The following is an 18,725-nucleotide window of genomic DNA, read 5'->3' on the forward strand; positions in this document are numbered from 1 at the left end:
GCGCAGGATGAACGGGCCCGGCCGCGCCGACGAACGCGCGGCGGACGGGCGGCCGACAGGAGGCGATCGTCGTCGTGTCCGCGCAGCAGCTCCACCTCGCCGTACTCCCACCCGGGGCCCCCGGCCCCGCCGACCCCACCCGCCCCGCCGATCCCGGCGGCCCCTCCGGCCTCGACGGGCTCGCCCGGGTCGCCCGCACCGCCGAGCGGGGCGGGTTCGACTTCCTCCTGCTCCCCGAGACCGCTCCGCCCGGACCCGAGGTCCTCACCGCCCTCGGCGCCCTGTCCGCGGCCACCACCCGGCTGGGCCTCGCCGCCGGCCTGGACCCCGCCGTCCACCAGCCCTACGAGCTGGCGCGCCGGCTGGCCTCGCTCGACCACCTCAGCGGCGGCCGCGCGGCCTGGAGCCTGACGGCCGGCCCCGACGGCGGCGCCGGCGGGCGGCTGCGCCACGGCGGTCCGCCGCCGGAGGCCGAGCGGCCCGCCCACGCCACCGAATTCCTGCGCGCCGCCCGGGCGCTGTGGGACAGCTGGGCGGAGGACGACGTCCCCGCCGACCAGGCCGGCGGCGTGTTCGTGCGCCCCGGCGCGGGCGCGTTCACCCATCACGGGGCGCACTTCGACCTCTCCGGCCGGTTCACCACACCCCGCGCGCCGCAGGGCCACCCGGTGATCGTCCGGACCGTCGCCTCCCCGCGGGACCTCGCCGCGGCGGCCGCCGACGCCGACGTGGTGGTCGTGCCCCACACCGCTCTGGCCGAGGCCCGGGCACTGCGCGCCGACCTCGCCGAGCGGCTCGCCGCCCACGGCCGCGCCCCCGGGGAGCTGAGGGTCCTCGTCTCCCTCGTCCCCGTGCTCGGCGACACCCCGGAGCAGGCGCGGGAGCGCGCCGCCGCGCGCGTGCCCGCGGCGCACGTCGTCGGCACCGCGCGCCAGGTCGCCGACGCGCTCGCCGGGTACGTGCGGGGCGGCGGCTCGGACGGCTTCCTGCTCACCCCGCACCCCGCCGCCGGAGCTCTGGACGCGTTCGTCGACCACGTCGTGCCGCTGCTCCGGGCGGAAGGCCTGTACCGCGCCGAGTACACCGGCACCACCCTCCGCGACCACCTCGGGCTCGACCGGGCCCGCCGAGCGAGCCGGGAGACCGCCGCATGACCAGCCCCGCCGCACCGCCGGCCCCCTCGGACCGGTCCCTGCCGCCGCTGCACCTCGCCGTCGCCCTGGACGGGGCCGGCTGGCACCCGGCCGCCTGGCGCGCCGAGGGCGCCCGACCCGGCGAGCTGTTCACCGCCGGGTACTGGGGAGACCTGGTGACCGAGGCCGAGCGCGGCCTGCTCGACCTGGTCACCTTCGAGGACGCCCTCGCCGTGCAGTCGGTGAGCCTGCGCGGACCCGACGACCGCACCGACCAGGTGCGCGGCCGGCTGGACGCCGTCCTGATCGCCGGCCGGGTCGCCCCGCTGACCTCCCGGATCGGGCTGGTCCCCACCACCAACGTCACCCACACCGAGCCGTTCCACCTCTCCGCCGCGCTCGCCACCCTCGACCACGCCAGCCTCGGCCGGGCCGGCTGGCGGCCGCAGATCTCCGCCCGCGCGGACGACGCCGCCCACTTCGGCCGCCGCGCCCCGGCGACGCTCGCCGAGGCGGACCTCGCCTCCCCCGAGACGATCTCCGGCCGCCTTGCCGCGCTCTTCGACGACGCGGCCGAGTCGCTGGCCGCCGTCCGCGGGCTCTGGTCCGGCCGCGCGCCCGACCTCCCCGTCACCGTGCTCGCCCACGCCCGCATCCCCTACGAGCTGGCCGCCAAGGGCGGTGACGTCGTCTTCGTCACCCCGCACTCCCCCGAGGACACCGCGGCCGTCCTCACCGAGGTCGCGGCCGCCGCCCGCGCCGTCGGCCGGCCCGCCGAGCGCCCGCTCAAGGTCTTCGCCGACCTGCTGGTCCTCCTCGACGACCGCCCCGGCGAGGCGGCCCGGTGGAAGGAGCGGCTCGACGAGCTCGACGGAGCCCCGCTCGCCTCCGACGCCGAGATCTTCACCGGCACCCCCGCCGAACTCGCCGACCTCCTGCTCGCCTGGCGCACCGTGGACACGGCGGGCCTGCGCCTGGACGGCTTCCGCCTGCGCCCGGCCCGCCTCCCCCACGACCTCCGGGCGATCACCCGCGCCCTCGTCCCCGAACTGCAGCGCCGCGGCGCCTTCCGCACCGCCTACCGGTCCGACACCCTCCGCGGCCACCTCGACCTCCCCGCCCCGACGGGCCCGCCGAGCTGAGCGCCTGACACGGCCTACCGCAGCACGGACTCCAGGAAGTCGCTGCCGAGCCGGGCCACGACCGAGAGGTCGAGCTGGTGGAGGACGTAGCGCCCCCGGCGCCGGGTGCGCAGCAGCCCGGCCTTTCGCAGCACGGTGAGGTGGCGGGAGACCTCCGGGGCGGTGATGCCGTACGCGTCGGCCAGCTCGCTCGTCGAGTAGACGCCGCGCGCGAGGTTGCGGCACAGCATCATCCGCATCGGATGGGTCAGCGCGTCGAGGCGCAGCGTGACCGTTTCCACCGACTCGGTGCCGCCGACCTCGCGGTCGGCGACCGGGTACTGGATGACGGGCTGCCAGCCCGGCGCGTAGATGGCGAAGAGGTGCGGCCAGCCGAAGACGCTCGGCAGCAGGGTGACGGCGGTGTCGCGGGCCTCGGTGCGGCCGTGCACCAGCTTGTCGGCGACGATGCGGCTGCCGTGCTCGTCCTCCTCCAGGCTCAGCGCCCGGGACGCCGCCGTGAGCGCCTGCGCCAGGCCCTTGCGGCGCAGCAGGTCGGTCTTGTGCTGGGCGTCGGCGGTGAGCTGGACGCGCACCCGGCGCCAGGTGTCGGCGAAGAACGCCTGCTCGCAGTCCTCCAGAAGGCGTCGTATCCAGGCGCGGGTGGCGGCGGGTTCGGCGAGCATCCGCTCGACGAAGGCCGCCTGGCGCGGGCCGCGCGCCGCCGCGAGGTCGAGCGCGCGGCGCCGCGACCGGGCGTCGACCAGGGGTGAGGGCAGGCCCTTGGGGTAGTGGCTGGTGCTGCAGGAGATCTCCAGGGCCGCGCCGACGAACGTCTCGTCGTCCATGCGGTCGAGGTCGTCCAGTTCCTCGGCGAGGGTCTCCCGGGGCCGGGGCGGCATGAGGAAGTCGGAGCGTGTCGAGCGCCACATGAAGTCGGCCTCGAGCAACCGGTCGGCCAGTTCCGGCGCGAGTGCGGCGGAGGTCGCCGTCGTCCACGCGTGCAGCCGGGCGTGGTGGGCGGGCTCGGCGAGCGCGTGCAGCGCGTTGCCGAGCTCGGCCAGCGGCGAGGGGCAGAAGGTGATCCGCTCGTGGGGCAGTCCGGTGATGTCGATGGTCACGCTCATCCCCCCATGGTGCCGGAGCGGCCCGAGGCGCTCGCACGTCATTTGACCAGGGCCGTCAATCGACGGGACCTGCGGGGCGGCCCGCGGGCAGGGTGGGCGCATGAGCGCACTGCAGCAGCACCTCCTCGACGGCTACCGGGCCGCCCAGCACGCCGAGCCGGCGCCTCCCCTCCCCGGGACCCGGGACGTCGCGGTGCTGCGGGCGGTCCGCGACCACCGCCGCTTCGAAGCCGTCCTGGCCGGCCGCCCCGCCACCGGCCGCCTCCGCCTGGCCTTCCACCGGTGGCTGCGCCCGGCGCGCTGAGAACGCCCGATCGCATTCCGTGACGGATCGTCAACGAATGCCACGACAAGGATGGTTGAAGGATGCTGCCACCCCTTGACGGCGGCGGTCCGGATCCACCATGGTGTGGCGCACTCCCTCGCACCGCTGCCCCATCGGTACTCCCCCACCCGGAGACGGCATGCGTGCACCCATCCACCCCCGCCCCACCCGCCGGCGCGGACGCGGCGGTCCGTCCGCCGCCCTCGCGGTCGCCGCGCTCACCGCGGCCGCCGCCTCCACCGTCGGCATGGCCACCTCGGCGGCGGAACCGCTTCCGTACGTCAATCTGATCCTCAACGGGGGCTTCGACTCGTACCCGTGGATCTGGTCGTGCGAGGGGAACGTCTGGCCCAGCAGCATCCCGCACGACCACTACGTGTCCGGCCGTCCGACCGCCGAGAGCAACGCGAGATGCTCCCAGCGGGTGCGGGTCCTGCCGAATTCGAGCTACCTGCTCCACGCCACGGTGCGCGGCCCGTTCGCCTTCGTCGGCGTCAGCGGCGCGGGCGGGGAGAACGCCTCCACCTGGTCGAGCCAGACCAGCTGGAACAGCCTGTCGGTGCCGGTCACCACCGGGCCGGACACCACCGAGCTCACCGTGTACTTCCACGGCTGGTACGAGCAGACCGCCTACGACGTGCGGTGGGTGTCCTTCACCGGGCCCGGTTACCAACCGCACCCGTGCGGCGAACCGGCCACCCCGTCGCCGACGGCGACCGACGGCCCCGCGTCCCCCACGCCGTCCCCGTCCTGCCAGCGCACGTACATCCCCTGACGGCCCCCGCTCCGGCCGCACTCCCCCACATCGGAGATCGCCATGCGCTCATCCCGCCCCCGCCCCCGCCATGCCTACGGCGGCGGCCGGCTCGGCGCCGTCCTCGGCGCCCTCGCCCTGGCCGGCACGGCCGCCCTCGCCGCGAACGGCTCCGCCACCGCCCAGCCCGCGCCGCTGGACTGGATCAAGAACGGCGACTTCCGCTACCCGCTCGCCCTGGGCTGGTCCTGCGACGGCGAGTTCGTCCAGACCGACCTCGGGGTGGAGGGCCGTCCCAGCGGGCAGGACTACGCCGGCTGCTCGCAGTCGGTCACGGTCGTGCCGGGCACCGCCTACGCGTTCTCGGCCTACGTGTCCGGCGCGTACACCTTCGCCACCATCTCCGGCACCGGAACGGGCACCGGCGAGGTGACCCTCTGGGCCGACGGACCGGAGACGAAGTCCCTGGCCACGACCCTCACCATCGGCAACGTCCACGAGGTGACCGTCACCTTCCACGGCTGGTACGGACAGGCCCCCTACCGGGTGAGCCGCGTCTCGATGATCGGGCCGATGTACCCCAACGAGTGCGCCACCGCGACCCCCACCCCGGGTGTGCCCGCGCCGACCTCGACCCAGCCCTGCCTGCCCCGGCCGACCACGCCCCCGACCGGCCCCGGAGTCCCCACCCCCACCCCGACCGGGAGCTGACCCGCACCACACCTCGGGCACCCGGCACCCGCCCCGCCACCCGCCCCGCCACCCGCCGCGCGCGGGCGGTGGCGCGGGTGTCGGTGACGGGCCGTAGATTCGGCGCGACCGAGCACCAGCCGCGCGATTCCCGGACAGGACACCGAGCCCGATGAACCCCGCCTCCCCGATCCCGCCGAGCGACGCGCACGGCGTCGCGCTCACCGAGCGCGCCATCGCCGCCGTCGCGGCCGACCCGCACCGGCCGATCCTGGACTACGGCCCCTGGGCCGGGCCGTGGCTGACCGGCGAGCCCGAGCCGCTGCCGGCCGGGCTGCTGGCCGGCGCCGTCTTCCCGAGCGGGCGCCCGCTGCCGCCGAGCCTGCGCCGCTGGCTGGCCTTCGACGCCGGCCTGCTGCGCCGGTTCGGCTGGCTGGACGGCGCGGGCCGCTTCACCCCCCGGTCGCTGGGCGACCTCGCCCGGGACGAGCTGGGCGACCTGTGGGGCTCCTGCTTCGCCACCGTCTCGGACCGCTTCGACGAGTGCTTCCTGCTCCCGGGCGGCTCGGACTCGCGCCGCGTTCTGGCGACCGGGGCGGGCGACGAGCACGGCGAGTACCCGGTGTTCGCCCTGGACGTCGACGACATCCCCAGCGTCGAACTGATGTACCCGGGGCTGGACGTCTACCTGGCCGACACCTCCGGCGTGATCACCGTCGACCTGGACGGCTACTCCTGCCTGGCCCGGGACGGCGTCTACGCCCGGCGGATGCTCACCCACGCGCACCGGGTGTTCGGCGGCCGGTTCGCCGAGGAGTGCCTGCCGGACTTCTGAGGCCTCGCGCAGGCCCGGGGGCCGGGTCGGAGCGGCCATGCTCCGGCTCACCCGGCCCCCGCACACCCACCCCCGTGTGACGCCTGATCTGCTCATATACGCTGGCACACGGACGGGGCCCGCAGGCGGCGCCCCGCGCAGAGAGGCGGTCCCCGGCATGCGACTTCCGCGCAGTGCCCACACCCGTCGGCCGTGGCGCGTCCACGAGTTCGCGCCCGACTTCCGCACCGAGGACGTCTGGGCCTTCCGCACCCCCGGCGCCGGGCCGGAGGACTTCGACGTGATGCTCGCCGCGATGCGGGCGGGCGGGGGCTCGGCCCGGCAGTCCCGGGCCACCCGTTTCCTGTTCGCGGTGCGCTGGAAGCTCGGCGCCCTGCTCGGCTGGGACGGTGCCGCGGCCGGCCTCGGCACCCGGGTCCGCTCACTGCGTGAACGGCTGCCCCGCGAGCTGGCCGACACCGTCGACACCGGCGAGCCCGACGGCCTGCCGTTCACCCCGGCCTACCGGCTCCCCGACGAGGACGTCCGCGAGCTGGCCAACCGCACCGTCCACACCCTGATGCACCTCGGCTGGGCGCCGACCGGCGACGGTGGCCACGAACTGCGGATGGCCGTCCTGGTCAAGCCCAACGGCCTGCTCGGCCGGTGCTACCTCCTGCTCATCGCACCGTTGCGCCATCTGATCGTCTACCCGGCCGTGACCCGCCAGTGGGAGCAGGCCTGGCGCGACCGCCGGCTCCTGCTCGCCGATGGCGCCGGCCCGGTCGGGTCGCGGCGGAGCGGCGGGGCTGGGGGTTCGTGACAGACGTGCCGGCCATGGGTGAGAGCGAGGCGGACGAGGCCGCGCGGGGTGTGCCGCTGCTGGTGGTGGACGGGGCCAACGTCGTGGGCTCGGTGCCCGACGGATGGTGGCGCGACCGGCGGGGCGCGGCGCAGCGGTTGCGCGACGCGCTCGCGCCGCTGGCCGGCGGCGGGCTCGGCGCGGTGGCCGGCGACGACCGGGCCGGCCTGCCGCCGTGGGCACGGACCGGTCCGCTGGAGGTGGTCCTCGTCGTCGAGGGGGCCGCCCGGGGTGTCGCGGCGACGCCGGAGGTCCGGGTCGAGGCGGCGGGTGGCAGCGGCGACGATCTGATCGTCGACCTGGTCGCGGCGGCGCTGGCCGCCCGCCCCGGGCGCGGCTGCCTGGTCGTCACGGCCGACCGCGGGCTGCGCGCCCGGGTCACCGCCCTCGGCGCCGCGGTGACGGGCCCGCGCGCCGTCCGCCCCGCCTGAACGCCCGGCCCGGTGAGGGGTCTGACGATCCGTCGGTAGAGGCCGTTGGCCCGGTCGCTGGAACGCCCGGTCCCGGCCCCTTCACAACCCGGGCGGCAGGGGGCCGTACAGTTCGGCCATCGCCCCCGACAGGGAGGCCCCGCCCGGGTCCGCCGCGCGCCGGTCGGCCACCGAAGTGGGCAGCATCACCACCGCGACGATCAGCGCCGCGGCGGCGAAGGCGCCGAACCCGGCGATGCTCAGCGGCAGTTCCATCCAGGTGCTGAGCCAGCTCACCAGCCACAGCTTCAGCAGGTTGCCCGTCGTCGCGACCGCCAGTCCGGCGGCCGAACGCAGGCGCACCCCGCGCCCCGGCAGCGACAGCCGGCTGAACTTGGGGCCGAGCACCGCCCCCAGCGCGACCAGGGTGAGCAGTTGCCGCCAGCCCGGGCCGTTCGCCTGCGTGGCGCCGTCCAGCACGGCGACCACCAGCGCGAGTCCGGCGACGGCGAGCAGGTGCCGGGCGACGCCGCGCAGCGCCGTCCCGTCCCCGTCGCGGTCGGCCAGGACGGACCAGAGGTGGCGCACCGTCACGCCGACGAGCATCACCACCACGGCGGCGACCACCGTCGCCCCCGGTCCAGCCGGGCCGGCGGACAGGCCGACCCCGCCGGCCAGCCGCACCGCCAGCCAGAGCGCGGCCGGCTCGGCGGCCAGCAGCAGCGGGAGCAGCAGGAGCGCCCGCAGGCAGAAAGCCCGTGAGCGGCCCGCCGGGAAGCGCCGGACCAGCGCGCCGCCGGCGGAGTGCACCGCCACCAGGAGCACCGCCGCGCCGAACACGGCGGCGCACCCGGCCATGGGCGGACCGCCCAGTTCGAAGCCCGCCACCACGGCGGCGGCCACGGCGAGACCGACGGCGGTGGCCACCAGGTCGAGCAGGTGGGCGGCCGGACCGCTCACCGGCCGGGATCCGTTCGATATCCGTCCCCCCGGAGTCGGGCGTGTTGGGCCATGGTTCCCCGCCCGCCCGCCCGCGACCCGTCCGGCGGCCCGTCGCCGCGGCTGACGGAAGCCGCCGCGGGGCGCCCGCGGCACCGGTACGCCGGGGCGCACGACCGCGTGCTTTAGCACGAAACGGCGCCAGTTCGCAGGAAGTTCACCGGGAGTCCGCTCGCATTGGCGAACTGGGCGCGGGGGCCCGTTCACGGCGCGCGGCGCACGGTAAACCTGAGGCCGACACCGGCCCGGTCGCGGGCCCGGGAGTCCGGCCGGACCGCTCCCGCCGGCGCGCGCAGCGCACGGCCACGGCGGGTCCCGGCGCCACCCGCCCCACCCCGACCGCACAACCCCGGGCCGACCGCCCGTCCCCTTCCCCGCTTCGACCGTTCTGAGGATGCTGAATGCTTGGTGCTGGTTCGTCACCCGGACGCCGGCGCTCCGCCCCCGTGCTCGTCTGGCTCCTGCCCACCCTCGCGACGGCCGCCGTCGCCGCCGTCACGGTGGCCGCGGCCTCCCCCGACGCCCGGACCGGGGTCGCGCTGTGCGCGGTGGTCGGCACCCTGGCGGTGGTCCTGGTCGCCGCCGAGGCCGCCCGCCGGGGCCGGGCGGCGGAGGAGCTGCGCGCCCGGGCGGTCCAGCGCGAGGGCGAGTTGCTCCGCCGGCTGACCCGGCAGGAGACCGAGTACATCCGGCTGGCCAAGTCCGTCCTGCCCGCCGCGATGACCAGGCTCTCGATGGGCGAGGGCCTGGACCACGTCGTCGACGCGTACACCCTGCAGGACGTCACGGTCGGCCCCGAGTTCCGGGCGGCGCAGCAGACCCTGGTGCGCGCCGTGCTGGAGACGGTCGAGAACGAGGAGGCGCTGCGCGAGTCCGCCCGGCGCTCCTTCGTCAACATCGCCCGCCGCGTCCAGGCGATCGTCCACCGGCAGGCCGCCGAACTGCGCAGCATGGAGCACGCGCACGGCAACGACCCCGCCGTCTTCGACGACCTGCTGCTGCTCGACCACGGCAACGCCCTCATCGGCCGCCTCGCCGACAGCATCGCGGTGCTCGGCGGCGCCCGGCCGGGCCGCCAGTGGAACAAGGCGGTGCCGCTGTACAGCGTGCTGCGCGGCGGCATGTCGCGCATCCTCGACTTCCAGCGGGTCGAGCTGCACCCGGTCTCGGAGGTGGCCGTCATCGGCCCGGCCGTCGAACCGATCATCCACGCGGTCGCCGAACTCCTGGACAACGCCACCCGCTACTCCCCGCCGCACACCCTGGTGCACCTGACCGCGGTCGAGGTGCAGACCGGCATCGCGATCGAGATCGAGGACGGCGGTCTGAGCCTCAGCGAGGAGGGCCGGGCCCGGGCCGAGCGGATGCTGGCGGAGGCGCAGGCCGGCATCGACATCAACGACCTCGGCGAGACGCCGCGGCTCGGCCTCGCGGTGGTCGGGCGGCTCTGCGAGGCGTACGGCCTGCAGGTCTCGCTGCGCCCCTCGGCCTACGGCGGGGTGCGGGCGGTGCTGGTGGTCCCGCAGGAGCTGATCACCACCGCCCCCGCGACCGGGCGCGCCCACGGCATCGGCGTCACCGGCTCGTCCGGGCCGGAGCCGGTGGACGACCGCCGGCCGCACACCTCTCCGCCGCCGCGCCGCCCGCTCACCGGGCCACCGCCCGGGCCGCTCAGCGGGGCGCGCAACGGCTCGCCCGGCGCAGCGCGCAACGGCTCGGTGACCGGCGGGGACGAGGCCCCGCCGGTCACCGAGCGGACCGCCAACGGCCTGCCCCGGCGCCGCCGGCACACCGCGCCGGCCGTCCGCTTCGGCACCCGGCCCGCCGCCCCCACCGGGAGCACGCCGCCCGGCGGCACCCCCGTCGGCCGCGCCGCCGGTGTGCCCGGGCAACCGGCCGAACCGGTGCAGCCGGGCCTCTGGCTGGCCGCCTTCACCGAGGGCATCAACGGCACCGGCCCGGCCGGACACGACGACGCGGGCCACGACAACGGAGACCCGAAGGGGACGCGGAGGGACGAGCGGTGATTCAGCCACGGACCAACCTGGACTGGCTGCTCAAGCAGCTGGCGGACGAGGTCCCGCTCGTCCGCAACGTCATCGTGCTCTCCTCCGACGGTCTGCGGATCGCCCAGCACGGCACCGAGCCCGACGCCGCCGACCGGCTCGCCGCCGCCTGCGCCGGGCTGCAGAGCCTCGCCGCCGCCGTGGCCCACGAGTTCCCGCACGGGGACGGCCGGATGCGGCTGGTGGTGATCGAGATGGGCGGCGGCTTCTTCTACCTCATGGCGGCCGGCGCCCGCGCCTACCTCGCGGTGCTCGCCGACGAGGGCGTGGACGCCGGGCTGATGGGCCAGCGGATGCGCGACCTGGTCGCCCGGATCGGCGAGCACCTCACGACGCCTCCGCGAAGGGGCGAGCCCGTCGCATGAGCACCACCGGCCGGGACTGGGGCGACGAGGCCCCGGAACGCTTCTACGTGATCACGCGCGGCCACCCCCAGCCGGCCGGACGGGCCGCGCTGGACCTGGTCACGCTGATCGTCGCCCGTGCGGAACCCACCCCCTCGATGCCGCCGGAGCACGCGGCGATCCTGCGGCTGTGCGGATCGCCGCTCTCCGTGGCCGAGATCTCCGCCTACCTGCGGCTTCCCGTCAGCGCGGTCACCCTGCTGCTGGCGGACCTCGTGGCCGAGGAACGGGTCGAGGCGCGCGCCTCCGTCCCGGCCGCGCTCCTTCCCGACCGTGCCCTGTTGGAGGCGGTGATGCATGGACTTCAGCGGCTCTGACACGGAGCTCGGGCCGGCGGACGAGGATCTGCTGCCGGACTCGGCCGCCGCGGCCGTCAAGGTGGTGATCGTCGGCGGCTTCGGCGTCGGCAAGACGACCCTGGTCGGCTCGGTGAGCGAGATCCGCCCGCTGACCACCGAGGAGACGATGACCCAGGCCGGGGCGGAGGTCGACGACCTGGCCGGGATCGAGCGGAAGTCCGAGACGACCGTCGCGATGGACTTCGGCCGGATCAGCATCAGCGACGAGCTGGTGCTCTACCTGTTCGGCACACCGGGGCAGGAGCGGTTCTGGTTCCTGTGGAACGGCCTGTTCGAGGGGGCGCTGGGCGCGGTCGTCCTGGTCGACACCCGCCGGCTGGAGATCAGCTTCGACGTGATCGGGCGGCTGGAGGACCGGGGCGTGCCGTTCGTGGTCGCGGCCAACGCCTTCCCCGACTCCCCCGCCTGCCCGGACGAGGAGCTGCGGCTCGCGCTCGACCTGCCGCCCGAGGTCCCGATCGTGGCGTGCGACGCCCGGGTCCGGGAGTCCGGGCGGGACGTGCTGCTCGCGCTGATGCACTACCTCTACGACCTCGCGGGGCCGCCGCCCGCGCGGTGAGCGCCTCCGCCCTTCCCCTCCCCACCCCCCACCGACCCCCGGAGCCATCGTGACCTCACCGTTCCGTGACGACGCCCTCCTCGCCCCGCCGGCCGGCTGCCCCGCCCACCGGGCCGGCGACCCGGGCGGCCGGGAGCAGGCCGTGTTCGACCCGCTCGACGAACCCGGTCCCGACGAACCCGCCCTCGACGAGCTGCCCGTCGCGGGGCTGCGCCGGCTCTACGGGCCGGCCGCCGAGGCGGACCCGGCGGGGCTGTACGAGCAGCTGCGCGCCGAGTACGGCGAGGTCGCGCCCGTCCTGCTGCACGGCGACCTCCCGGCCTGGCTGGTCCTCGGCCACACCTCCAACCTCACCGTGATGCGCACGCCCTCGCGCTTCTCCCGTGACTCCCGCCGCTGGACGGCCTTCCGGGAGGGCAAGGTCGCCACCGACTCTCCGCTGATGCCGGTCATCGCCTGGCAGCCGCTCTGCGTCTTCGCGGACGGCGCCGAGCACCGCCGGCTGCGCGGGGCCGTCACCGACGGCCTGAACGGCACGGACCGGCGCGGAGTGCGCCGCTTCGTCACCCGGTACACCGCCGAGCTGGTCGAGGAGTTCGGCGCGAGCGGCCGGGCCGACCTGGTGAGCCGGTTCGCCGAGCACCTGCCGATGCTGGTGATGACCCAGCTGGTCGGCATGCCCGAGGAGTACGGACCGCGCCTGGTCGAGGCGGCGCGCGACCTGATGAAGGGCACCGAGACGGCCATCGCCAGCAACGACCACGTGGTGGCCGCGCTGCGCCGCACCGTCGAACGCAAGCACGGCGACCCCGGCCCCGACCTGTGCACCCGGCTGATGCGGCACGAGGCCGGGCTCACCGACGAGGAGGTGATGGAACACCTGCGCGTGGTCCTGCTCGCGGCCAACGAGACCACCGTCAACCTGATCGCCGACACGCTGAAGATGATCCTCACCGACGAGCGGTTCCGCGCCCACCTGTCGGGCGGTCACATGACCGTGCCGGACGCGCTGGACCAGGTGCTGTGGGACGCCCCGCCGATGTCGCTGGTCGCCGGGCGGTGGGCGACCGGCGACACCGTGCTCGGCGGCCGGCGGATCAAGGCCGGCGACATGCTGCTGCTGGGCCTGGCGGCCGGGAACGTCGATCCGGTGGTGCGGCCCGACCCGACCAGGCCGCTGCACGGCAACCGCTCCCACCTGTCCTTCGGCGGCGGCCCGCACGAGTGCCCGGGCCAGGACATCGGCCGGGCCATCGCGGAGACCGGGATCGACTGCCTGCTCACCCTGCTGCCGGACCTGCGGCTCGCCGTCCCGGAGTCGGAGCTGACCTGGACGTCGGCCTGGCTGTCGCGCCACCTGGTGGAGCTGCCGGTGGAGTTCACACCGCGCGAACGCCCGCCGGCGACGGACGGCACGAACCGCACGAGCGGCGCGAACGCCGCCGTCCCGGTTCCGCCGGAGCCCCTGGAGCCGGCGGATCCGGTGCCCTCGGCGGAGCCGGAAGCGGTCCCGCCGCCCGGGGCGCGGCGCGGCTGGTGGGACACGCTCACCGGCTGGCTGCGGCGCTGAGCACCGTCGCGCGCGTAGAGTCGGCCCCGACCGGCCGCGGCCCGCCGCCGCCCCGCGCCGCCCACCGGAGGGTGTCCCCGTGTCCCTGGTACGCGTCCACAACTTCTCCGTCTCGCTCGACGGCTACGGCACCGGCGAGGGCCAGAGCCAGGAGGCCCCGTTCGGCCACGCGGGCGACCGGCTGCACCACTGGTTCTTCCGCACCCGGACCTTCCGCGCCATGCTCGGCCAGGAGGGCGGCGAAACCGGCGTGGACGACGCCCTGGCCCGCACCTGGGGCGAGGGCATCGGCGCGGAGATCATGGGGCGGAACAAGTTCGGCCCGCAGCGCGGTCCGTGGCAGGACCACGAGTGGAACGGCTGGTGGGGGCCGAACCCCCCGTTCCACACCCCGGTGTTCGTGCTGACCCACCACCCCAGGCCCAGTGTGGAGATGGCGGGCGGCACCACCTTCCACTTCGTCGACGGCTCCCCGCACGAGGTGCTCGCCCGTGCCAGGGAGGCCGCCGGCGGCCTGGACGTCCGGATCGGCGGCGGCCCGGCCACCGTCCGGGCCTTCCTCGCCGCCGACCTCGTCGACCACCTGCACGTGGCCCTGGTCCCGATCCTGCTCGGCCGCGGCGAACGGCTCTGGGACGGTCTGGAGTCCCTGGAGGACCGCTTCGACGTCGAGTCCGTCACCACCCCGAGCGGCGTCACCCACCTGACCTTCACCCGGCCCTGAACGCGTTCGCGTCCGCGGCCCAGGTCACCGGCCGCGGCCGACGCTGTCCGCGCGGGTCCCGGTGGCCTCGGCGGCGTCCAGCCGTGCGGCGACGTCGCGAACGTCCTCGTACGTGGCGGGCGCGGTTCGCAGGCCGAGTTCGTCGTGGAGCGCGCTGGCGACCTTCGAGAGTCCGCGCTTGAGATGACTGGCCGGGATGGAGGGTTCGGCGGGACGGTGGGCGCGCAGGCGCTCGGCTCGGCCCCCGGTAGGGGACGGCGAGCCCGGTCCGTGGGTCGACGACGCCGCACTCGATCTCCAGACCGATCCGCGCGGACGCCGTCGCAGGCGCCACCAGCAGCGACCGGAGATCGTCCCGACCCAGCCCAGCCGTACCCATCCGCCGGCCTCCTCGCGTCCGAACGGCCGCACGCGGCCACGTCAGCGATCAGTGAACCCCAGCGGTTCGAGCACCGCCGGCATGCACCGCTCCGACACCGGGCGGGTACGCCCGAGCGGACCTGAACACCCCGGGCAGGCCGGTCATCGACCCCCGGAAGACCGGAGCCCGTCGAGGAACGGCACCAGGACGTCCAGGAGTTCGGCGGGGGCGTCCACCGCGATCAGGTGGCCGGCGGTGGGGAACTCGACCAGGCGGGCGCCGGGGATCGCCGTGGCGTAGCGGCGGCCGATGTCCTGGAAGTCGGTGACGTCGAGCCCGCCGGTGGCGACCAGGGTGGGGACGCCGACGGCGGCGAGGTCACCGGTCGCGGGGCCCTGCGAGTGCTCGCCGACCGCGGCCTGGTTCACCAGGGAGGTCCGCAGGGGTTCGCGGAGCCGGTCGGCCGCGTGCGCCGGCACCTCGTCCCAGGTGCGGGCCGGTCCGCGCACCCACATGTCCAGGTTCACCCGGACGGCGGCGTCGAGGTCGCCGGCGGCCAGCGCCGCGGTCTCGGCCTCGTCGTAGGCGATCATCCCGGCGGACCAGTCGTAGCCCGGCCACGGCGGGGCGAGCAGGGCCAGCGTCCGCACCCGCCCGGGGTGGGTGAGGGTGAAGTCCAGGGCCACCCGGCCGCCCCAGGAGGCGCCCACCAGCCGGACGCGCTCGTGACCGAGGTGGTCCAGGAGGCGGCGCAGGTCGTCGGTCTCGCGGAACGGTCCGGCCGGGGGCGCGGACTCGCCGAAGCCGCGCAGGTCGTAGCGGACGACGGTGTACCGGCGCGCGAGTTCGGGGACGAGCGCGTCCCACATCCGGTGGTCGGCGATGCCGGCGTGCACCAGCACCACGGGCGGGCCGTCGCCGGTGACGACGTAGGAGAGGTGGCCGAGATCATCGGCGAGCGTGAGCATCCGCCGATGTTCCCAGGTGGCAGGCGCATGCGCCACCCGTAAACGATCACCGCCGGGGCGACCCGGTGCGCCCCCGCCCGCCCGGGTGTGCCCGGCCGTGCCCCGGGTGGGAGTGCCCGGGGAGGTTTACCGCTCCCGCCGGGGTGCCATATCCGAGGCTGCAAGCCGGATCCGGCGGTCGGCCGGATCGGGCCGACCCAGGGAGGGGACACCCGGATGACAGACACCCAGCGGTCCGCGCTGCGGTACACCGCCGACATCACCACCGAGGACATCGACGGCCTCGCGGGGTTCATCGGGCGGCGGATCGTGCTGCTGCGGGAGGGCGCGGACGCGCCGGGGAACGAGGAGGAGCGGGTCGGGGACGCGCTGTCCCGGACGGTGACGGCCCTGACCGGGACCGCGCGGGAAGTGCTCGGCGCGCTCGCCGAGCGGGCCGCGAGGGCGGCCGAGGCGGCGGAGGGGAACGAGGGGCCGTCGTCCCCGGACGACGTGGTGGAGGAGCTGAGGGCGCGGCTCAGCGTCCTCTGGCGCTACCTGCTGACGGCGGCCGAGGCGTGGAGCCACCTGCCGGACTACGACGTGCTGCGCTGGCGGCTGGACGGCCACCTAGACGCCGAGCACGAGGCGCGGGCCCGCTGGCTGGCGGCCGGCGAGGCCTGGTAGGCGCACCGGCCCGGCCCGGCCGGGCGGTGTCAGCAGATCCTGCCGGGCCGGGCCGCGGTGGCCCTGAGCAGATCCCGCAACAGGCCGAAGTCGATGTTCTCGGGCCTGCGGAACCGCAGACAGCTCTTGCCCATGTCCTGCCCGGCCAGCCGCTCCCCGAACGCCTCACGAACGTCGCCGCGCATCAGATAGAAGGAGATGTACTGCTTCTGGCCGGCGAACGCGATCTCGCAGGCGCCGTCCCGCTCGTATGCGGGCATCCCGTACGCCATGACCTCGTCGAAGCCCTCCAGCTCCTGCCGGCACAGCTGCCGCACCTTCGCCAGCACAGCCCGGCGCTCCTCGGGCACCTCGGTCAGGTAGCCGTCGACGTCGCTTGCCCTGCTCTGCACCATTCCGCGAGGTTATGCCGGATTCGAAGCCCGTATCAACATGTCGACGACGGAGCCCAGGGGCCCGCTGCGGGCCCGCCGGGCGGGGCGGAGGTCACCCGGGCGGGTGGTCCTCGGCGTGGGGCGGCACGGCGGGCGGCCGGGCGGGGGTGGTTCGTGGTCGGATGGGCGGTCGGCGTGGAGAGGGGGGACCGTGCGGCGGCTCAGGGCGGTGGCGGCGGTGGCGGCGGCGGTGGTGCTCGCCACCGCGGCGGTGGCACCGGCCGAACCGCCGGACGGGGGCGCCGACCGGGGGCGGGACGGGGCACCGGCCCAGCGGCCGGCGGGCGGGGCGGACGGGCCCGGCGGGTCCGGTGAGCAGGGTGAGCACGGCGTGTTCGGCGGGCTCGGGGCGATCGGCGCGATGGGCGGCTTCGGAGGGCTCACCGGTCTCGGCGGGGGCCGGCTGCGGCTGCTCGCCGGGGCGCTGCGCCAGGACCGGCCCGGCAGCGGCTGGTACCTGGTCGGCGGCGCGCACCTGGTGCTCAACCTGGAGGTGCTGTCCGCCGACCACCGGCAGATCGTGCTGCGCTTCCCGCCCGCCCGGCGCGTGGTGTCGGTGCTCTGCGGGCCCGACGAGACGTACGCGCCGCTCGGCTACACCTGCGGCGCGTCGGTCGCCCTGGACACGGTGACCGTCCGGCTGGGGCGGGGCGGGCGGCCGACCGACCCGACGGCCACGGCGGCCGGGCGGTACGCGAACTTCTGGCTGCTGGGGCTCGTCGAGCCGCGCTGAGGGCTCCGGCCGCCGGGCACCGGCGGCCGGGGGTCTTGACGAAACGGTCCATCAAAAGGTGTTCTGTACCACGGAGCCGGCCGGTCGCCGGCCGTGCGGTCCCGGTGGGGTATAGCCCGGGGCTGTACCCCCGGGTGACATCTCCCCCGCCGGCGGACGGGGCTCCTACGGTTTCCCGCAACCCCCACACCCTGACCGCGGGAGACCCCCATGCTCCGACGACCCGCCAGGGCCGCGTGCGCCGTCCTGGCCACCGCCGCCCTCGCTCTGACCGCCCTCCAGGGCACCGCCGGCGCCGCCGCCCCGAACCCCGGATCCACCGCCGCCGTCCGGGCCGCCTCGGCCGCGGCCGGCGCGCCGGACACCCTGGGCGTGGCCGCCGCCGCGCCCGAGGTGATAGACGCGCTGCGGCGCGACCTCGGCCTGACGGCCGGCCAGGCGCGGGCGCGGATCGCCAACGAGGCCAGGGCCGGCGCCCGGGCCGGCGCGCTCGCCCAGGGCCTGGGCGGCAGTTGGGCCGGCTCCTGGGTGGAGGGCGCCGACGCGGCCCTCGCCGTGGCCACCACCCGGGCCGCCGACGCCGCGACGATCCGCGCGGCGGGCGCCCGGCCGGTGGTCGTCGCGCACCCGCTGGCCGCGCTGGAGGGCGCGCTGACCGCGCTCGACCGGGCCGCCGAGCGCGGCGCCGCGGGCCGGGCCGACGCGCTCGCCGCGCCGGTGCGCTACGTCGACGTGCGCGACAACACCGTGGTGGTGCAGGCCACCGACCCGGCCGCGGCCGAGCGGCTGGTCACCGCCGCCGGGGTGGACCGGGCGGCGGTCCGGGTGGAGACGGTGGCCGAGGCCCCGCGTCCGCTCTACGACCTGCGCGGCGGCGACGCCTACTACATCGGCTCCGGCAGCCGTTGCTCGATCGGTTTCCCGATCACCCGGGGCACGACCCAGGGCTTCGTCAGCGCGGGCCACTGCGGCCGGGCCGGCGCCACCACGACCGGCGCCAACCGGGTCTCCCAGGGCAGCTTCCAGGCCTCGGTCTTCCCGGGCAACGACATGTCCTGGATCGCCGCCAACAGCAGCTGGACGGCGACCCCGTACGTGAACAGCGCGTCCGGCGCGGTGTCCGGTTCGGTGCTCCAGCAGGTCGGCGCCTCGGTCTGCCGCTCCGGGTCCACCACCGGCTGGCACTGCGGGACCATCCAGCAGCACGGCACCAGCGTCACCTACCAGGAGGGCACCGTCTCCGGTGTGACCCGCACCAGCGTGTGCGCCGAGCCCGGTGACTCGGGCGGCTCCTTCATCTCGGGGACCCAGGCGCAGGGCGTGACCTCGGGCGGCACCGGCAACTGCTCGCAGGGCGGCACCACGTACTTCCAGCCGGTCAACCCGATCCTGCAGGGCTACGGGCTGACCCTGAAGACGGACTCGCAGGGCCCCGGCCCGGGCCCGGGCCCGGGCAACCCCGGCGGCACCTGGGCGGCGGGCACCGTCTACCAGGCCGGTGCCACGGTGACCTACGGCAGCACCTCCTACCGCTGCCTCCAGGGCCACCAGGCGCAGGCCGGCTGGGAGCCGCCGAACGCGCCGGCGCTCTGGCAGGCCGTCTGACCCGGCCGGGTCCGGGCCGGCCGCAGCGGACCGGCGCGACG

At 76.2% G+C, this 18,725-nt stretch carries 21 protein-coding genes; 17 read left to right on the forward strand and 4 right to left on the reverse strand.

All coding sequences use genetic code 11. The features are described from left to right. Positions 1-74: 74 nt before the first annotated feature. Together ABT238_RS24755 and ABT238_RS24760 are read left to right on the forward strand one after the other, a co-directional pair. Positions 75-1,154 (forward strand): LLM class flavin-dependent oxidoreductase, encoded by a 1,080-nt coding sequence (locus tag ABT238_RS24755; RefSeq protein WP_350789785.1) that lies wholly within the window; start codon positions 75-77, stop codon positions 1,152-1,154. Beyond that, complete coding sequence (locus tag ABT238_RS24760) at positions 1,151-2,275, forward strand: LLM class flavin-dependent oxidoreductase (RefSeq protein WP_350565443.1); 1,125 nt, start codon at positions 1,151-1,153, stop codon at positions 2,273-2,275. Before ABT238_RS24755 ends, ABT238_RS24760 begins: the two co-directional genes overlap by 4 nt. Before the next feature lie 14 nt (positions 2,276-2,289). On the opposite strand, the gene ABT238_RS24765 is transcribed toward ABT238_RS24760, so the two are convergent. Next, positions 2,290-3,381, reverse strand: coding sequence for a DUF5937 family protein (locus tag ABT238_RS24765; RefSeq protein WP_350565445.1), 1,092 nt, complete (start codon positions 3,379-3,381; stop codon positions 2,290-2,292). Positions 3,382-3,481: 100 nt separating this feature from the next. Here ABT238_RS24765 and ABT238_RS24770 point away from each other — a divergent pair, with 100 nt between their 5' ends. The 6 genes from ABT238_RS24770 (at position 3,482) to ABT238_RS24795 (ending at position 7,257) form a co-directional block, all read left to right on the forward strand. After that, positions 3,482-3,685 carry a hypothetical protein gene (locus ABT238_RS24770; RefSeq protein ID WP_350565446.1) on the forward strand — a complete coding sequence of 68 codons (204 nt, stop codon included), beginning with the start codon at positions 3,482-3,484 and terminating at the stop codon, positions 3,683-3,685. 160 nt (positions 3,686-3,845) lie between these two features. Further along, positions 3,846-4,481 carry a carbohydrate binding domain-containing protein gene (locus ABT238_RS24775; protein WP_350789822.1) on the forward strand — a complete coding sequence of 212 codons (636 nt, stop codon included), beginning with the start codon at positions 3,846-3,848 and terminating at the stop codon, positions 4,479-4,481. Between the two features lie 42 nt (positions 4,482-4,523). After that, on the forward strand, positions 4,524-5,171 hold the full coding sequence (locus ABT238_RS24780) for a carbohydrate binding domain-containing protein (protein ID WP_350565450.1): 648 nt from the start codon (positions 4,524-4,526) through the stop codon (positions 5,169-5,171). A 151-nt stretch (positions 5,172-5,322) separates the two neighbouring features. Further along, positions 5,323-5,985: a hypothetical protein gene (locus tag ABT238_RS24785; protein ID WP_350789846.1), complete on the forward strand. Its 663-nt coding sequence runs from the start codon at positions 5,323-5,325 to the stop codon at positions 5,983-5,985. Positions 5,986-6,142: 157 nt separating this feature from the next. Next, positions 6,143-6,787, forward strand: a complete 645-nt coding sequence (locus ABT238_RS24790) for a DUF2867 domain-containing protein (RefSeq protein WP_350789862.1) — start codon at positions 6,143-6,145, stop codon at positions 6,785-6,787. A gap of 14 nt (positions 6,788-6,801) precedes the next feature. Next, the gene (locus ABT238_RS24795; protein WP_350565455.1) at positions 6,802-7,257 is read left to right on the forward strand and encodes an NTP pyrophosphohydrolase; all 456 of its coding nucleotides are present in this window, start codon (positions 6,802-6,804) and stop codon (positions 7,255-7,257) included. 81 nt (positions 7,258-7,338) lie between these two features. On the opposite strand, the gene ABT238_RS24800 is transcribed toward ABT238_RS24795, so the two are convergent. After that, positions 7,339-8,196, reverse strand: coding sequence for a hypothetical protein (locus tag ABT238_RS24800; protein ID WP_350565457.1), 858 nt, complete (start codon positions 8,194-8,196; stop codon positions 7,339-7,341). 440 nt (positions 8,197-8,636) lie between these two features. Here ABT238_RS24800 and ABT238_RS24805 point away from each other — a divergent pair, with 440 nt between their 5' ends. The 6 genes from ABT238_RS24805 (at position 8,637) to ABT238_RS24830 (ending at position 13,917) form a co-directional block, all read left to right on the forward strand. Beyond that, a complete protein-coding gene (locus ABT238_RS24805) occupies positions 8,637-10,262 on the forward strand; it encodes an ATP-binding protein (RefSeq protein WP_350565459.1) in 1,626 nt (541 codons plus the stop codon). Beyond that, positions 10,259-10,666, forward strand: a complete 408-nt coding sequence (locus ABT238_RS24810; protein ID WP_350565461.1) for a roadblock/LC7 domain-containing protein — start codon at positions 10,259-10,261, stop codon at positions 10,664-10,666. Before ABT238_RS24805 ends, ABT238_RS24810 begins: the two co-directional genes overlap by 4 nt. Beyond that, a complete protein-coding gene (locus ABT238_RS24815) occupies positions 10,663-11,022 on the forward strand; it encodes a DUF742 domain-containing protein (RefSeq protein ID WP_350565463.1) in 360 nt (119 codons plus the stop codon). Before ABT238_RS24810 ends, ABT238_RS24815 begins: the two co-directional genes overlap by 4 nt. After that, positions 11,003-11,623, forward strand: coding sequence for a GTP-binding protein (locus ABT238_RS24820; RefSeq protein WP_350565464.1), 621 nt, complete (start codon positions 11,003-11,005; stop codon positions 11,621-11,623). Before ABT238_RS24815 ends, ABT238_RS24820 begins: the two co-directional genes overlap by 20 nt. 49 nt (positions 11,624-11,672) lie before the next feature. After that, complete coding sequence (locus ABT238_RS24825) at positions 11,673-13,193, forward strand: cytochrome P450 (RefSeq protein WP_350789950.1); 1,521 nt, start codon at positions 11,673-11,675, stop codon at positions 13,191-13,193. Positions 13,194-13,272: 79 nt separating this feature from the next. Then, positions 13,273-13,917 carry a dihydrofolate reductase family protein gene (locus tag ABT238_RS24830; protein WP_350565468.1) on the forward strand — a complete coding sequence of 215 codons (645 nt, stop codon included), beginning with the start codon at positions 13,273-13,275 and terminating at the stop codon, positions 13,915-13,917. Between the two features lie 522 nt (positions 13,918-14,439). Here ABT238_RS24830 and ABT238_RS24835 read toward each other — a convergent pair. After that, entirely contained in the window at positions 14,440-15,246 is an 807-nt protein-coding gene (locus ABT238_RS24835; RefSeq protein ID WP_350789978.1) for an alpha/beta fold hydrolase, read from the reverse strand. 216 nt (positions 15,247-15,462) lie between these two features. On the opposite strand from ABT238_RS24835, the gene ABT238_RS24840 reads away from it, so the two are divergent. Next, positions 15,463-15,912 carry a hypothetical protein gene (locus tag ABT238_RS24840; protein WP_350790000.1) on the forward strand — a complete coding sequence of 150 codons (450 nt, stop codon included), beginning with the start codon at positions 15,463-15,465 and terminating at the stop codon, positions 15,910-15,912. Between the two features lie 29 nt (positions 15,913-15,941). Here ABT238_RS24840 and ABT238_RS24845 read toward each other — a convergent pair whose 3' ends face one another. Next, positions 15,942-16,307 (reverse strand): iron chaperone, encoded by a 366-nt coding sequence (locus ABT238_RS24845; protein ID WP_350565474.1) that lies wholly within the window; start codon positions 16,305-16,307, stop codon positions 15,942-15,944. Between the two features lie 190 nt (positions 16,308-16,497). On the opposite strand from ABT238_RS24845, the gene ABT238_RS24850 reads away from it, so the two are divergent. Further along, positions 16,498-17,079: a hypothetical protein gene (locus ABT238_RS24850; protein WP_350790020.1), complete on the forward strand. Its 582-nt coding sequence runs from the start codon at positions 16,498-16,500 to the stop codon at positions 17,077-17,079. 210 nt (positions 17,080-17,289) lie between these two features. Beyond that, on the forward strand, positions 17,290-18,684 hold the full coding sequence (locus ABT238_RS24855; RefSeq protein WP_350565478.1) for a carbohydrate-binding protein: 1,395 nt from the start codon (positions 17,290-17,292) through the stop codon (positions 18,682-18,684). Positions 18,685-18,725: the final 41 nt, after the last annotated feature.

This window comes from Kitasatospora sp. NPDC001527, assembly GCF_040298605.1.
Lineage (GTDB): Bacteria > Actinomycetota > Actinomycetes > Streptomycetales > Streptomycetaceae > Kitasatospora.

Bases quoted from the DNA above. Each gene is read 5' to 3' on its own strand.
- ABT238_RS24805 (WP_350565459.1), top strand. From the start codon at position 8,637: ATGCTTGGTGCTGGTTCGTCACCCGGACGCCGGCGCTCCGCCCCCGTG.
- ABT238_RS24840 (WP_350790000.1), top strand. From the start codon at position 15,463: ATGACAGACACCCAGCGGTCCGCGCTGCGGTACACCGCCGACATCACC.
- ABT238_RS24775 (WP_350789822.1), top strand. From the start codon at position 3,846: ATGCGTGCACCCATCCACCCCCGCCCCACCCGCCGGCGCGGACGCGGC.
- ABT238_RS24835 (WP_350789978.1), bottom strand. From the start codon at position 15,246: ATGCTCACGCTCGCCGATGATCTCGGCCACCTCTCCTACGTCGTCACC.
- ABT238_RS24815 (WP_350565463.1), top strand. From the start codon at position 10,663: ATGAGCACCACCGGCCGGGACTGGGGCGACGAGGCCCCGGAACGCTTC.
- ABT238_RS24795 (WP_350565455.1), top strand. From the start codon at position 6,802: ATGGGTGAGAGCGAGGCGGACGAGGCCGCGCGGGGTGTGCCGCTGCTG.
- ABT238_RS24820 (WP_350565464.1), top strand. From the start codon at position 11,003: ATGGACTTCAGCGGCTCTGACACGGAGCTCGGGCCGGCGGACGAGGAT.
- ABT238_RS24780 (WP_350565450.1), top strand. From the start codon at position 4,524: ATGCGCTCATCCCGCCCCCGCCCCCGCCATGCCTACGGCGGCGGCCGG.
- ABT238_RS24790 (WP_350789862.1), top strand. From the start codon at position 6,143: ATGCGACTTCCGCGCAGTGCCCACACCCGTCGGCCGTGGCGCGTCCAC.
- ABT238_RS24760 (WP_350565443.1), top strand. From the start codon at position 1,151: ATGACCAGCCCCGCCGCACCGCCGGCCCCCTCGGACCGGTCCCTGCCG.
- ABT238_RS24785 (WP_350789846.1), top strand. From the start codon at position 5,323: ATGAACCCCGCCTCCCCGATCCCGCCGAGCGACGCGCACGGCGTCGCG.
- ABT238_RS24855 (WP_350565478.1), top strand. From the start codon at position 17,290: ATGCTCCGACGACCCGCCAGGGCCGCGTGCGCCGTCCTGGCCACCGCC.
- ABT238_RS24765 (WP_350565445.1), bottom strand. From the start codon at position 3,381: ATGAGCGTGACCATCGACATCACCGGACTGCCCCACGAGCGGATCACC.
- ABT238_RS24770 (WP_350565446.1), top strand. From the start codon at position 3,482: ATGAGCGCACTGCAGCAGCACCTCCTCGACGGCTACCGGGCCGCCCAG.
- ABT238_RS24845 (WP_350565474.1), bottom strand. From the start codon at position 16,307: ATGGTGCAGAGCAGGGCAAGCGACGTCGACGGCTACCTGACCGAGGTG.